The sequence below is a fragment of the Thioclava nitratireducens genome, from assembly GCF_001940525.2.
In the GTDB taxonomy this organism is placed as follows: Bacteria; Pseudomonadota; Alphaproteobacteria; order Rhodobacterales; family Rhodobacteraceae; genus Thioclava; species Thioclava nitratireducens.
In genome coordinates this window covers 3,856,284-3,869,109 of sequence record NZ_CP019437.1, presented here as the reverse complement: position 1 = coordinate 3,869,109, position 12,826 = coordinate 3,856,284, and the positions used below count along the sequence as shown (strand labels likewise).

Sequence of the window (12,826 nt, the reverse complement as noted above, 5' to 3'; positions counted from 1 at the left end):
TCCACTAGGGATAGCATGGCGCGGCGCTCATCTAAAGAGATTCGCGCCAGCTATCCCCAGCGAAATCAGTTCAGGCCCTGCGGGCGTCCGACGACCACGAAGGTGAGGTTGTCGGGGTTCAGGATGCGCTTGGCCACGCGCTGGATATCCTCCTTCGTGACCGCGTTCACCTTGTCGTTGCGGGTGTCGATATAGCTCGGCGCCATGTCGTTGAGCTGCATCCCCGTGAGAATGCCCGCGATCGTGCCATTGCCGTCGAAACGCAGCGGATAGGCACCGGTGAGGTAGGTCTTGGCGTCCTCCAGCTCCTTGTCGGTGACCTTGCCGGTCGCCGCTTTTTTCCACTGTTCTTTCACGACCGAGATCGCCTCTGCGACCTTCTCATTGGCGGAGGCAAAGCTGCCCTGCCAAGTCTTCGCCAGATCCTTGTCGACGATATAGGAGGCGATGCCATAGGTCAGGCCGCGTTTCTCGCGCACCTCGTCCATCAGGCGCGACGAGAACCCGCCCGCGCCGAGGATCTGGTTGAGCACATAGGCCGCGAAGAAATCGGGGTCTTTCAGCCCGATCCCCTTCTGGCCGAACATCACCACCGATTGCGGGCTGTCGAAATCGACCGTGGTCACGCCGCCCTTGAAGCTCGGATCCGCGGGGGGTGGCATGTCGGCGCCCTTGGCGGGCAGATCGCCCAGCAGCTTGTCGAGCATCGGCCCGAGTTCTTCCGGGGTGATGTCGCCCACTGCGGAGACCACCATGTGATCGCGGGTCATCACACGGTCCTTGGCCTCGAACAGGTCCTCGCGCGTCAGGCCCTTCACGCTCTCGGTGGTGCCGTTGAGCGAGCTACCATAGGGATGATCGCCATAGGTGATCTCGCGGAATTTCTCGCCCGCGATGTCGTTCGGGTCCTGTTTGCTCGACGCGATCACGGCGAGCACCTGCTGGCGGACGCGTTCGATTGCGCTTTGATCGAAACGCGGATTGACCAGCGCCTCGCGCAGAAGATCCACGGATTTGTCGCGGTTCTCGGTCAGCATCCGGGCCGAGATGTCGAGCGAGTCGTCGCCCACATCGAAGCCGAACTGTGCGGCCAGTGCTTCCTCGGCCTCGGCGAATTGCTGCGAGTTCTTCTCTCCCGCGCCTTCTTCGAGCGTGGCGGTCATCAGGTTGATCGCGCCGCGTTTGCCCTTGGCATCGAGGCTCGCCCCGCCGCGGAAGGCGATGTCGAGCGCGGTGAAGGGGATGTCGTGATTCTCCACCAGCCACGCCTTGATGCCGCCGGGCGAGGTGACCTGCTGAATGTCGATCGCGCGGGCGGGCAGAGCCAGCACAAAGGCGAAGAGCGACGCCATCACGAGGCGCGCTGTGATCGGGAAACGGGTATGGATCATTGCGTGATCTCCTGCGCGGTCACGGGCGGCGCGGCGGGGGCCGCAGTCTCGGCGGGGGCGTCATCGGGACGCTTGGCATAGCCCGTCACCGAGGACTTGTTCTGGAACAGATCGCGGGCCGCCGCCATCACGTCCTCCTCGGTCACCGACATCAGAACGTCCGGCCAGTCCTCGACATCCTTCACCGTGAAGCCCGAGGCCAGTGCTTCGCCATAGCGCCGTGCGAGGCCCTGCGTGTTGTCGCGCGAATAGATCTCGGAGGCCTTCACCTGCGTCTTGATGCGGGCAAATTGCTCAGGGTCGATGCCTTCCTTCAGAAATTGCGCCAGCGCCTTGTCGAGCGCCTTTTCGGCCTCGGGGAGGCTCACATCCTTGGCAGGCATGACCGAGAGGTTGAACGTCGTCGGGTCGATCGACATGCCGTCATAGTAGCTCGACGCGTAGATCGCGGTGCCGTCGCCGTAGATCAGCTTTCGGCCAAGTACGGAGGTCGCCTGATTGCCGCCGAGAATCTCCGACAGAACGGTCAGGGCGGCCGCGCGCTTCTGATCGCCCGGATTGCGCTCGGGGGCGAGATAGGTGCGGACCAGATAGGGCTGGGCGACGCGGGCGTCCTCGAAGGTCAGGTGGCGCGCGGCGCGTTGCGGCGGCTCTTGCGGGCGGGCGCGGGGCGACAGGTCCTCGGTCGGTTTCAGCTTGCCGTAATACTTCTCGGCCAGCGCCTTCACCTCGTCGGGCTTCACATCGCCCGCGACCACGAGTACCGCGTTATTGGGCGCGTAATATTCGTGATACCACTTGAGCGCGTCCTGCCGGGTCAGGCCTTCCATTTCCTTGCGCCAGCCGATGACCGGCGTGCCATAGGGCGAGTTGAGGAACTGGGCGGCGCGCTCCTGTTCGTTGAACAGCGCCTGCGGGTTGGAATCGGTACGCTGCGCACGCTCTTCCAGGATCACCTGCAGCTCGGTCTTCGCGTCGTCGGGCGAGATACGCAGATTGCGCATCCGGTCCGCTTCCATCTTCATCACCAGCGGCAGTCGGTCCGCGGCGATGCGCTGGAAATAGGCGGTGTAATCGAAGCTGGTGAAGGCGTTGTCCGAACCGCCATTGGCGGCGACCGTCTTCGACAGCTCGCCGGGGGCCATGGTGTCGGTGCCCTTGAACATCAGGTGTTCAAGGTAATGCGCGATGCCGGATTTGCCGCGTTTCTCGTCGGCCGATCCGGCTTTGTACCAGACCATATGGACCACGACGGGCGCGCGGTGATCTTCGATCACGACGCCTTTCAGGCCGTTTTCCAACTCGAAAGTAGAGACGTCACCGGCCACCGCCGGGCTCAGACCTGCCAATGTCAGCAGGGCGAACAGGAATGCACGCAATGCCCAACTCCTCACAAGACACAGTTTCGGCGAAGATAAGCACTCTCGCTTCGCGTGCAAACGCCGGTGACGTTCTCGTGATGATTTTCCGGATTACTTGACCGCTTGCTGCGCTTCACCCGAGGGCGGGGCGCCCGGGGTGACGACGCCGAGACGGCGCCAGCGCTCGAGCTCTGCCGACTGGTCGAGCTCCATCGGCTTGTAGGCTTTGTAGTAGACCGAAACCTGGAACAGACGTTCGAGCAGGCGACCGTCGTGATCCTTGCGCCACTGGTAATCTTCGGCGGCGAGGGTCTGGCGGATGCCCGCCTGGCTGCCGTAACGCGAAGCCGCGGAGACGAGCGCCCGATCCGACGTCGGCACCTGGCCGTTCCGATCGAGGCGGCGCGGATTGCCACCAAGGGCGGCGACGGCATCGGCTTCGGGCGTGGGATCGGTGATGTTCGCGCCGCCCGGCGTCGGCGGCGGCAGGGCATCCAGATTCTCCGGCATCTCCAACGGCTTCGTCGGAATTACGCCGAATTCGTCCGGGCCTTGGTGCGAAGATCGCAGATTCATCAGGCTGGGGTCGCGGGAATTGCCGCAGGCAGCCAGCGTCAGTACCGCTGTAAACGCGAGTCCGAGCGTGCCGATCTTCGCCTGCATGAACCACTCCCTTGCCAGTTCCGCCCCTGTCTTAACGCAACATTGGAGCGTCGTCACCTGCGAAAAACAGGCTAGCCTTCGTTGGCGCGATGGTCCTTGCCGGTGAACAGCACCAGACCGACAGCGCCAAGGAAAATTGCCACATCTGCCACGTTGAAAGAATAGGGGTTCTCCCAACCCGGTAGCGACATGTTGAGAAAATCCGCCACCGCGCCGTAAACGAGCCGGTCGACGACGTTTCCGAGCGCGCCACCGACCAGCAGCCCGGCCGAGATATTCACCCGGCGCGAATGCGGCTCACGCGCGATCCAGACCCAGACCCAGAGCGAGATCACCAGCGCCACGATGATCAGCACCCAGCGCATCCAGTCGGTTTCGCCGGAGAACAGACCGAAATTGACGCCGCGATTCCATGCCATGCGAAAGTTGAGGTAGGGCGGCACCACGTCGATCGCGCCGCGCTGGTCGAGATGCATCCCCTGCACCACGATATATTTCGACACCTGGTCGAGGAGCAGGACGCCCGCTGTCACTTTCGCTGCTAGCCGCATCTGGCCCTCGTTTGTTTCTCGTCACGTCTTCATGCCAGAAGGTGCAGCCCGGCATCCACCGGGCTACGCGAAGATACGGGCGGATCAGTGGCGGAAATGGCGCATTCCGGTGAAGACCATCGCGAGACCACGCTCGTTCGCCGCGTCGATCACTTCCTGATCGCGCATCGAGCCGCCGGGCTGGATGATCGCGGTGGCGCCTGCCTCAGCCGCGGTGATCAGGCCGTCGGCGAAGGGGAAGAAGGCGTCCGAGGCCACGACTGACCCCTTGGTGGGAGTCTCGCTCAGACCAGCGGCTTCCATCATGTCTTCCGCTTTGCGCGCCGCGATCCGGGTCGAGTCGACGCGGCTCATCTGGCCCGCGCCCACGCCGACGGTCGCGCCGTCCTTGACGTAGATGATCGCGTTCGACTTGACGTGTTTCGCGACTTTCCACGCGAACAGAAGGTCTTTCAGCTCCTGCTCGGAGGGCTGGCGCTCGGTCACCACTTTCAGATCGTCCAGCGAGATCACGCCGTTGTCCTTGTCCTGTACGAGGAAACCGCCCGCGACCTGACGATAGGTCGTGATCGGTGCGGTGATGTCGGGCAGGCCACCGGTTTCGAGAAGGCGCACATTCTTCTTCTTCGCGATAACCTCTTTCGCCGCCTCGTCCACCGAGGGCGCAATGATGACTTCGGAGAAAATCTTGGTGATCTCTTCGGCGGTCGCCGCGTCGAGCGTCTGGTTCAGCGCGATGATGCCGCCGAAGGCCGAGGTGCGATCGCAGTCGAAGGCGCGCTTATAGGCCTCGATCACGGTCTCGCCGGTCGCCACGCCGCAGGGATTGGCATGCTTGATGATCGCGACGGCGGGCTTCTCGGTACCGAATTCCGAGACCAGCTCGTAGGCGGCATCGGTGTCGTTGATGTTGTTGTAGCTCAGTTCCTTGCCCTGCAACTGCTTCGCGGTCGCGACGCCGGGGCGGTTCGTACCGTCGAGGTAGAAGGCCGCCGACTGGTGCGGGTTTTCGCCATAGCGCAGCGTTTGGGCGAGCGTACCCGCGAAAGCGCGGCGGCGCGGGGTCTGCTCGCCGATAGCGCCGGCCATCCAGGTCGAGACGGCGGCATCATAGGCCGCGGTGCGCGCATAGGCGATCTGGGCGAGGCGCTGGCGGAACGGGTAGGAGGTCGCGCCATCATTCGCGTCGAGCTCTTCCAGCACGGCGGCGTAATCTTCGACATCCACGACGGTCGAGACAAACGCGTGGTTCTTCGCCGCAGCCCGGATCATCGCCGGGCCGCCGATATCGATATTCTCGATGCAGGTGTCGTAATCGGCGCCCTTCGCGACCGTTTCCTCGAACGGGTAGAGGTTCACCACCAGCAGGTCGATCGCCTCGATCTGGTGCGCTTCCATCGCGGCGAGGTGTTCTTCGTTGTCGCGCAGCGCCAGCAGGCCGCCATGCACTTTCGGGTGGAGCGTCTTAACGCGACCGTCCATCATCTCCGGGAAGCCCGTCAGATCGGCCACGTCGCGCACGCTGAGGCCAGCTTCGCGCAGGGTCTTGGCGGTGCCGCCGGTGGATAGCAGTTCCACACCGCGCGCAGCGAGCGCTTGGGCGAATTCGACCAGTCCGGTCTTGTCGGAAACGGAAATCAGCGCACGGGTCAGGGGGATCGGGCGGGTCACGGGCAGCTCCTCGCAAGGCTCAGGTCAGGGGCGCCCGGCCATCCTTGGGGGATCTGCCCCAAGGTCAGGGCGCGTCGATGGCCGAGGGGTTATCGCGTGCTTGCGAAAAGGTCCAGCCAATCTGGCAGGCCCGGTCCAGAACCTTGCTGGAAAGCACGATCTGTTGTGCGGGACGCGGGCGAATGCGCCCTTTTTCCAGGTAAACCGAGGGTTCCAATGCCAGATCGGCGACCCCGTCATGGCGGAAAATCCAGATTTCCCCGGTGCGCAGCGCGACCGAAACGGCGGTGCCACCCAGATCGAGTGCCGCGTCGCAATCGGGATGCAGGTGAAAGCGGATATCGAAGGGGATGCCGCGCAGGCCTTCACGCTCGAAGATCTGGTCGAAGCGCTCGATATCCTGAGGCGTCATCGCGCCCAGCGTGTCGCGCCCGCGCAATTCGCGCCCGTCGACGGAGAGGTCCAGCTCGCGGATATGCGACATGCCGTGGGTCTCGGCATAGCCGTCATGGCCGAAGATCATCCCGGTCTCGGACAGGTCGTCGGGCTTGAACCAGACGTTTTTCGGCGTCTTGTCGAGAAAGGCGCGCGGTGCCCGTCCGAAGAGGCGCTCGGGGCCGAGGCGCGACGAGGAATAGCCGCGGATCGAGAGGGTCGAATGGCTGGCGGTGGCCCGGCCCGCCCGGTGCCAATCCGCGCCGAACTGCGCGCCCGAGCCGCAATTGACGATCAGCGGGCGACGACCGGAGGTCAGCTCGAAGGCCAGCGTCGACGCATGGGCATTGGCCGAGGCCTCGCCCTGCGGAGGTCGCGCCGCGTCGATGATGAGAGAGCCGCGCCCCCCCTGCATTCGCACATAGCCCATCGCGATCGGTTCGCGCCGCACGCTGCGGATGCCGGTCGCCGAAAGCGCTGCGTCGAGACGTCCTTCGGGGCCGCGTCCGCCGCCGTGAAACCGCGCCAGCGCCCCATCGGAGTGGCGCAGTGCGCGTAGGGTGGGCGCAATCCGAGCGATCGCATCGAGGAGCGGACCCGGCGGCGTGCGCCCCGCCGTTTCCAATGCCTCGGCTGCCCAGTTGAGAAGCGTCAGGATCTCGAGCAGTTCCTCGGGGTTCCGGCTGGCGATCCCGCCCTCCGCGTCGATTTCCTGCGCGCAATCGCGCGACAGCGCCTCGAGCGCGGGGGCGGCGTGCCGCTCCATCCCGGTCAGCGCAAGTCCCGCATAGACGAGACCGGTAAGCGCCTCGAACCGGGGCAGCCCCTGCACCGCGCCGGACCAGCGCTTCGAAAGGAAGATCGTCTGCTTGCCCAAGGCGTGGAAGAAGCGGTCGGCATCCACGCGCTCGCGCCCGTTCAGAAGCAGGACCGCGTGGTTGATCCAGCGGATCAGGCGGCGCCCGGTCAGATCGGGCGTCCAGCCCGGCCCTTTGCCGTCGCCGAAGCGGTCGATCCAGCCGAAGACCCAATCCTGCGCGCGGATCCGGGCCTCGCGGGTGCCCAGCGCGGCGAGATCGTCCAGCCAACCGCAACCGTGAAGCGCATCCTCGAACGCGGGGTCAGGCATCGGCAGATCCCAGATATTGACCCCCGGACCTTCGATCAGGAAGCCGGCGAACAGGAAATTGCCCTGAACGAGTTGCCGCCCCTTGGCATAAGAGCCGATCGTGCGCGGTTCCGGCTGGCTGACGAAGCCGGTCACGGTTTGCGCACGGCCCGCGCGCGCAGCAGCGAGCCGGTTCAGCGCCATGCCGAATTTTGCCGATGATCGGGTTCTGTCCTTGCCCATTCCGTCGCCGCTTGCATGCCCTTCTGTCGGGGAATGCGGTCACGTTACTGGGAGGCAGGCGCGCTGTCACCGCCTGCGGTGCCAGTTCACGCAGAGCGTTGCAGTCGCGCCATGTAGAATCCGTCCATCCCCCCGAGATCAGGCCAGAAATCGGGCCGCAGGCGCAGCCCGCCTTCCTCGGTGATCCACGCGGGATCGACGCCGGGCAGATCGGGGCGGATCACGGTGAGGTCCGGATGCCGGGTGAGCGCCGCCTTGATCTGCGCCTCACCCTCTTCGGGCAGAAGCGAGCAGGTCGCATAGACCAGCATGCCGCCGGGTTTGAGCCATTGCAGCGCGCGGTCGAGGAGTTGTTCCTGAAGCGCGAAGAGCGGCTTGATCGAGGTGCCGTCCTTGATGAAGGGCAGGTCGGGATGGCGGCGGATCGTGCCGGTGGCCGAGCAGGGCGCATCGAGCAGGATCGCGTCGAAAGGCGCATCCGGCTCCCATTCGAGCGCGTCGGCGGCGACGATCTCGGCCTCCATCTGCGTCCGGTCGAGGTTTTCCGCGAGCCGCTCCAGCCGCGCCTCGGAAATATCGAGCGCGGTAACATCGGCCCCCATCGCGGCGAGTTGCAGCGTTTTGCCCCCGGGTGCTGCACAAAGGTCGAGGACGTGCGCACCAGATGCCGGAGCGAGCAGCTTCGCGGGCAGCGCGGCGGCGGCATCCTGCACCCACCAAGCGCCGTCTTCGAAGCCCGCCAGCTCGGACACCTTGCCGGGATCGGTCAGCCGCAGCGAGCCCGTGGGCAGAAGCGTCGCGCCCAGCGTCTCGGCCCAGCTAGCGGCTTCGTCCTTCACGCTCAGATCGAGCGGTGCGCCCGCCAGATGCGCAACTTCCATCGCCTGCGCGGCCTTCTTGCCGAAGGACGACATGACGCGCCCGCGCAGCCAGCCCGGCATTTCGGGCGCAGGCGTCGTGGCCCATTTCTCACCCTCCTCGGAGACCTTGCGCAGCACGGCATTCACCAGTCCGGAGAAGCTCTGCAGCTTCGGTCCGGCCGATTTCACCAGCGTTACGGCGGCATCGACGACGCCATGCGGGGCTTGCTTTTCCTCCAGCAGCTCGACCGTGGCCAGCCGCAGGATCGCCATCACGTCCGTCGGCGTGCGACGGCGCAGATGAGGTTTGAGAATCCGGTCGGCGCGGCCCAGATGGCGCAGCGTCGTCGTCGCGAGGCGCTGGGCGCGAGCGCGTTGCGCAGGCTCCAGCCCGTCGAGCGCTTCCGCGCCGATTTGCTCGGAGAGGCTTTCGCGATCCTCGAGAACGCCCACGATCAGGCCAAGGGCTGCGCGGCGCGCGGGGTCGGGTCTGGACATGGGCTGCGGCTTCCTGGCTTGTTGCGGCTTAAGCGCAGGCCTATATCATGCCCCGATCCACAGACAAGAAAGGACGCGCCATGTCCGATCAGCCCGAAGATAAGCGCGACTTGCCGCCCGCAGCCCTGCGCGCGCTCGCCGAAGCCGAGGAGCGCCGCAAGAACGCGCAGGCGGCGGAACTCCCAACCGAGCTTGGCGGTCGCGACGGTCCCGAGCCCGTGCGCTACGGCGATTGGGAGAAGAAGGGCCTCGCGATCGACTTTTGATCGCGGCGCCCTTTGATGCCGGGGCAGGGGGCGTCGCCCCCTCGGCGCGTTGCGCCTCACCCCCAGGATATTTGAGCCAATCCGAAACTGCTGTGACTCAGAGCCCCAGCACGTCGAGCATGTCGTATTCGCCGGGGCGCTTGTCCTGACCCCAGAGCGCGGCCTTGAGCGCGCCGCGCGCGAAGATGGCCCGATCGGTCGCGACATGGCGCAGGATGATCCGCTCGCCCATGCCGGCAAACAGCACGTCATGCTCGCCCACGATATCGCCACCCCGAATGGCCGAGAAGCCGATCGCGCCATGCTTGCGTGCGCCTGTGATACCGTCGCGGCCCGACTCGCGATTGTCTTCGAGCGAGACGCCACGGCCTTCCGCCGCCGCCTCGCCCAGCATCAGCGCGGTGCCAGAGGGTGCATCGACCTTCTTGTTGTGATGGGCTTCGATCACCTCGATATCCCAATCGGCATCGAGCGCCTGCGCGACTTTCTTCGTCAGCTGCGTGAGCAGGTTCACCCCGAGGCTCATGTTGCCCGCGCGCACGATCACCGCGTGACGGGCACAGGGCTTGAGCGCCGCGATGTCATCGTCATCCATGCCGGTCGTGCCGATCACATGGGTCAGGCGTGCCTGCGCCGCGATCTTCGCGAATTCGCGGGTGGCGGCAGGCGCGGTGAAGTCTATCACGGCCTGCGCCCCGGAAAACGCCTCCAGCGGATCGTCGGTCACGATCACGCCGTTCGGTGCGCCGCCCATCGCCTCGCCCAGATCCTGTCCGACCCAGTCGTGGCCCGTGCGTTCGACGGCGCCCACAAGGCGCGCCTTGTCGCTCTCGCCCACGGTGCGGATCAGCATCTGGCCCATCCGGCCCGACGCCCCGGTGATCACGATGCCCGGCAGGTCGCTCATGTCTTTCTCCTTCACGGTTTCGCGCTATCTAGCTTGCGCAGGCGCGCTTGGCAAAGCCCCCGTTGCGCAAAACCCGCAGACGCCCTATGTGAGCGCCATGGCAAAGAACCGTTTCTCCTCGGGCGATGGCCCCTCGCAACGTCAGCTTCGCATGGGCGAGTTGATCCGACGCACGCTGTCGGACCTCCTGATGCGCGGCGACGTGCATGATCCCGATCTCAGCCGCTTCTCGGTGACGGTGGGCGAAGTGCGCTGCTCTCCAGACCTGAAGGTCGCGACCGCCTATGTCACGCCCTTGGGCGGGGAAGGCGGCAAAGAGCTGATCGCGGCGCTCGCGCGCAACAAGGGCGAGCTGCGGCGTCTGCTGGGCAAAGAAATGACCGCGAAATACAGCCCCGATCTGCGCTTCCGGCTGGACGAGACTTATGACCGGCTGGACGAGACGCGCCGTATGTTTTCGGACGAGACGGTGCAGCGCGATATCGCTGCGCGGGACGATGACGAAGACGATGAAGACGATCGCAACTAATGCTGCCGCGCTGATGCTGCTGGCCACGCCTGCGCTGGCCGACGCTCCTTGCGCGGATCGCAGCTTCGACGGCGTGACCTACACGGTCTGCGAAGCGCAGCTCGGGCAGGACCTGAAGCTGTTCCTCGACGATCCCGATGGCAATCTGATCGGAACGCCCGAGCGGCTTTCCGAAGTCGTCCCCAAAGGCGACCGCGTTATCTTCGCGATGAATGCGGGGATGTACCATCCCGATCGCAAGCCGGTGGGCCTGTTCATCGAGAACGGCAAGGAACTGCATTCGATCGTCACCTCCGAAGGGCCGGGCAATTTCGGCCTGCTGCCAAATGGTGTCTTCTGCATCGGCGAGGCATTCTCGGTGACGGAATCGCGCGCCTTCGCCGCTGACCCGAAGGACTGCACCTATGCGACGCAATCGGGGCCGATGCTGGTGATCGACGGCACGCTGCATCCGAAATTCCTCGCCGACGGAACGTCGAAGAACATCCGCAACGGAGTGGGTGTCTCGGCCGATGGCAAGACCGCCTATTTCGCGATCTCCGATGCGCCGGTGAGCTTTCACGAATTCGGTCGGTTCTTCCGTGACGAGATGCAGGTGCCCAACGCGCTCTATCTCGACGGAAAGATATCTCGGCTGACCATTCCCGGCCAGGGGCGCGAGGATATGGGCCTGCCGATGGGGCCGATCGTGGCGCTGATCGCGCACGCGGACCCCGCTGCTGGAGATTGACGGCTCGCGCCGCTTGGGCTAGCAGGCGGCCCCTGTTGACTACGGAGGCCTCATGGCACGCAAGAAGGGTCGCGACATTTCCGGCTGGTTGATCGTGGACAAGCCCGCGGACATCACCTCCACCTCGGTGGTGAACAAGGTGCGCTGGGCGCTGGGCGCCAAGAAGGCGGGCCACGCGGGCACGCTCGACCCGGCGGCGACCGGGGTTCTGGCGGTGGCGCTGGGCGAGGCCACGAAGACGGTGCCTTTCATCACCGATGCGCTGAAGTGCTATCGGTTTCAGGTGCGGCTGGGGGCTGCGACCAAGACCGACGATGCCGAGGGCGAGGTGATCGAGACCTCCGATCTGCGCCCCACCGATGAAGAGATCGCCGCCGCGCTGACCGCTTTCGAAGGTGATATCGAACAGGTGCCGCCGCAATTCTCCGCGGTGAAGGTTGATGGCGAGCGCGCCTATGCCCTGGCCCGGGCGGGCGAGGAAATGGAACTGGCCGCGAGGCCTCTCTATGTCGAAAGCCTCGTGATGCTAGGCCGGCCCGATGCCGATACGGTCGAGCTGGAACTGGTTTGCGGCAAGGGCGGCTATGTGCGCTCCATCGCGCGCGATCTGGGGCAGAAGCTGGGCTGTCTCGGCCACGTCCTCTGGCTGCGCCGCGAATGGTCGGGGCCTTTCGAGGCGAGCGACGGGATTACGCTGGCGGAGATCGACGAACTGGCAAAGACGCCCGAACTCGATGCGAAACTGCTGCCTGTGGAACTTGGTCTTGACGATCTGGTGCAGCTGAAAGCCACGCCCGAGGGCGCGGTGCGGCTGAAGAACGGCAATCCGGGCATGGTGCTGCCGGGTGACGCCGAATGGGGCGAGGAAGTCTGGGTCAGCCATGAGGGCAAACCGCTCGCCGTCGGCATCTACAAATCCGGCGAGGTCCATCCGAGCCGCGTCTTCAATCTTTGACGCGCCCTTCCCCTTGGTCCAAATATCCCCGCCGGAGGCCTCCGCCCTCTGCCACACACGCAACGGTCAGGACGAGAGATGATCACCCGCGAGCATATTAAAGGCGACGCCCCTTCCATCGCGGTCTATTCGGATTGCGAGAACTACCGCTACCTGCTGACGCGGGTCTGGGACGACAGCAAACCCCGGGCGCTTTTCATCATGCTCAACCCCTCGACCGCGACCGAAGTGCAGAACGACCCCACGGTGGAGCGCTGCGAGCGCCGCGCGCGGGCGCTAGGTTTCGGGGCGTTCCGGGTGACCAATATCTTCGCCTATCGCGCAACCGATCCGAAGGTGATGCGGGCGCAGAAAGATCCGGTCGGTCCGGAGAATGATGCGTCGATCCGCGAGAGCCTCGATTGGGCGAGCGGTCCCGAAGACCGGATCATCTGTGCCTGGGGGGCGCATGGGGCGCATCTTCAACGGGGCGCCGCAGTAGAGGACTTGCTGCGCGCCAGTGGCCGGGCGCTGCACCATCTCGGGCTGACCAAGGCAGGCGCGCCGAAGCATCCGCTCTACATCGCGTACGAGCATCAGCCCGAGCTGTGGTTCGCCCCGGCAGGGTGAGCGTATCGTTAAGCATTTAACGCTTAAGTCCTAGGGAATTCTTCTCCGC

Annotated in this window: 13 protein-coding genes; 5 read left to right on the top strand and 8 right to left on the bottom strand. The window is 65.1% G+C overall.

Annotated features, from left to right (window positions below):
* Positions 1-65 precede the first annotated feature (65 nt).
* From BMG03_RS18565 to BMG03_RS18535, 7 genes are all read right to left on the bottom strand, one after another.
* The gene (locus BMG03_RS18565; protein ID WP_075776815.1) at positions 66-1,391 is read right to left on the bottom strand and encodes a M16 family metallopeptidase; all 1,326 of its coding nucleotides are present in this window, start codon (positions 1,389-1,391) and stop codon (positions 66-68) included.
* Complete coding sequence (locus BMG03_RS18560) at positions 1,388-2,770, bottom strand: M16 family metallopeptidase (protein ID WP_077701340.1); 1,383 nt, start codon at positions 2,768-2,770, stop codon at positions 1,388-1,390. The genes BMG03_RS18565 and BMG03_RS18560 overlap by 4 nt, the downstream gene beginning before the upstream one ends.
* A gap of 93 nt (positions 2,771-2,863) precedes the next feature.
* Positions 2,864-3,415, bottom strand: a complete 552-nt coding sequence (locus BMG03_RS18555) for a DUF3035 domain-containing protein (RefSeq protein WP_075776816.1) — start codon at positions 3,413-3,415, stop codon at positions 2,864-2,866.
* A 71-nt stretch (positions 3,416-3,486) separates the two neighbouring features.
* Positions 3,487-3,966 carry a signal peptidase II gene (lspA, locus tag BMG03_RS18550; RefSeq protein ID WP_075776817.1) on the bottom strand — a complete coding sequence of 160 codons (480 nt, stop codon included), beginning with the start codon at positions 3,964-3,966 and terminating at the stop codon, positions 3,487-3,489.
* 84 nt (positions 3,967-4,050) lie between these two features.
* Positions 4,051-5,637 (bottom strand): bifunctional phosphoribosylaminoimidazolecarboxamide formyltransferase/IMP cyclohydrolase, encoded by a 1,587-nt coding sequence (purH, locus tag BMG03_RS18545; protein ID WP_075776818.1) that lies wholly within the window; start codon positions 5,635-5,637, stop codon positions 4,051-4,053.
* Between the two features lie 64 nt (positions 5,638-5,701).
* Entirely contained in the window at positions 5,702-7,423 is a 1,722-nt protein-coding gene (locus BMG03_RS18540) for a heparinase II/III family protein (RefSeq protein ID WP_075776819.1), read from the bottom strand.
* 86 nt (positions 7,424-7,509) lie between these two features.
* Positions 7,510-8,781 (bottom strand): RsmB/NOP family class I SAM-dependent RNA methyltransferase, encoded by a 1,272-nt coding sequence (locus tag BMG03_RS18535; RefSeq protein ID WP_075776820.1) that lies wholly within the window; start codon positions 8,779-8,781, stop codon positions 7,510-7,512.
* Between the two features lie 80 nt (positions 8,782-8,861).
* Here BMG03_RS18535 and BMG03_RS18530 point away from each other — a divergent pair, with 80 nt between their 5' ends.
* Positions 8,862-9,047, top strand: coding sequence for a DUF1674 domain-containing protein (locus BMG03_RS18530; protein WP_075776821.1), 186 nt, complete (start codon positions 8,862-8,864; stop codon positions 9,045-9,047).
* A 97-nt stretch (positions 9,048-9,144) separates the two neighbouring features.
* Here the strand turns inward: BMG03_RS18530 and dapB are convergent, their stop codons facing one another.
* Positions 9,145-9,954 (bottom strand): 4-hydroxy-tetrahydrodipicolinate reductase, encoded by an 810-nt coding sequence (gene dapB / locus BMG03_RS18525; protein WP_075776822.1) that lies wholly within the window; start codon positions 9,952-9,954, stop codon positions 9,145-9,147.
* A gap of 97 nt (positions 9,955-10,051) precedes the next feature.
* Here dapB and rbfA point away from each other — a divergent pair, with 97 nt between their 5' ends.
* The 4 genes from rbfA (at position 10,052) to BMG03_RS18505 (ending at position 12,777) form a co-directional block, all read left to right on the top strand.
* Positions 10,052-10,483, top strand: a complete 432-nt coding sequence (gene rbfA, locus BMG03_RS18520) for a 30S ribosome-binding factor RbfA (RefSeq protein ID WP_075776888.1) — start codon at positions 10,052-10,054, stop codon at positions 10,481-10,483.
* The gene (locus BMG03_RS18515; RefSeq protein ID WP_075776889.1) at positions 10,464-11,213 is read left to right on the top strand and encodes a phosphodiester glycosidase family protein; all 750 of its coding nucleotides are present in this window, start codon (positions 10,464-10,466) and stop codon (positions 11,211-11,213) included. Before rbfA ends, BMG03_RS18515 begins: the two co-directional genes overlap by 20 nt.
* Before the next feature lie 52 nt (positions 11,214-11,265).
* Positions 11,266-12,168, top strand: a complete 903-nt coding sequence (gene truB, locus BMG03_RS18510; RefSeq protein ID WP_075776823.1) for a tRNA pseudouridine(55) synthase TruB — start codon at positions 11,266-11,268, stop codon at positions 12,166-12,168.
* Positions 12,169-12,246: 78 nt separating this feature from the next.
* Complete coding sequence (locus BMG03_RS18505) at positions 12,247-12,777, top strand: DUF1643 domain-containing protein (protein ID WP_075776824.1); 531 nt, start codon at positions 12,247-12,249, stop codon at positions 12,775-12,777.
* Positions 12,778-12,826: the final 49 nt, after the last annotated feature.

Excerpts from the sequence above, each read along its gene's own strand:
- BMG03_RS18565 (WP_075776815.1), bottom strand. The coding sequence starts at position 1,391 with ATGATCCATACCCGTTTCCCGATCACAGCGCGCCTCGTGATGGCGTCG.
- BMG03_RS18555 (WP_075776816.1), bottom strand. The coding sequence starts at position 3,415 with ATGCAGGCGAAGATCGGCACGCTCGGACTCGCGTTTACAGCGGTACTG.
- lspA (WP_075776817.1), bottom strand. The coding sequence starts at position 3,966 with ATGCGGCTAGCAGCGAAAGTGACAGCGGGCGTCCTGCTCCTCGACCAG.
- BMG03_RS18540 (WP_075776819.1), bottom strand. The coding sequence starts at position 7,423 with ATGGGCAAGGACAGAACCCGATCATCGGCAAAATTCGGCATGGCGCTG.
- BMG03_RS18535 (WP_075776820.1), bottom strand. The coding sequence starts at position 8,781 with ATGTCCAGACCCGACCCCGCGCGCCGCGCAGCCCTTGGCCTGATCGTG.
- BMG03_RS18530 (WP_075776821.1), top strand. The coding sequence starts at position 8,862 with ATGTCCGATCAGCCCGAAGATAAGCGCGACTTGCCGCCCGCAGCCCTG.
- dapB (WP_075776822.1), bottom strand. The coding sequence starts at position 9,954 with ATGAGCGACCTGCCGGGCATCGTGATCACCGGGGCGTCGGGCCGGATG.
- rbfA (WP_075776888.1), top strand. The coding sequence starts at position 10,052 with ATGGCAAAGAACCGTTTCTCCTCGGGCGATGGCCCCTCGCAACGTCAG.
- BMG03_RS18515 (WP_075776889.1), top strand. The coding sequence starts at position 10,464 with ATGAAGACGATCGCAACTAATGCTGCCGCGCTGATGCTGCTGGCCACG.
- truB (WP_075776823.1), top strand. The coding sequence starts at position 11,266 with ATGGCACGCAAGAAGGGTCGCGACATTTCCGGCTGGTTGATCGTGGAC.
- BMG03_RS18505 (WP_075776824.1), top strand. The coding sequence starts at position 12,247 with ATGATCACCCGCGAGCATATTAAAGGCGACGCCCCTTCCATCGCGGTC.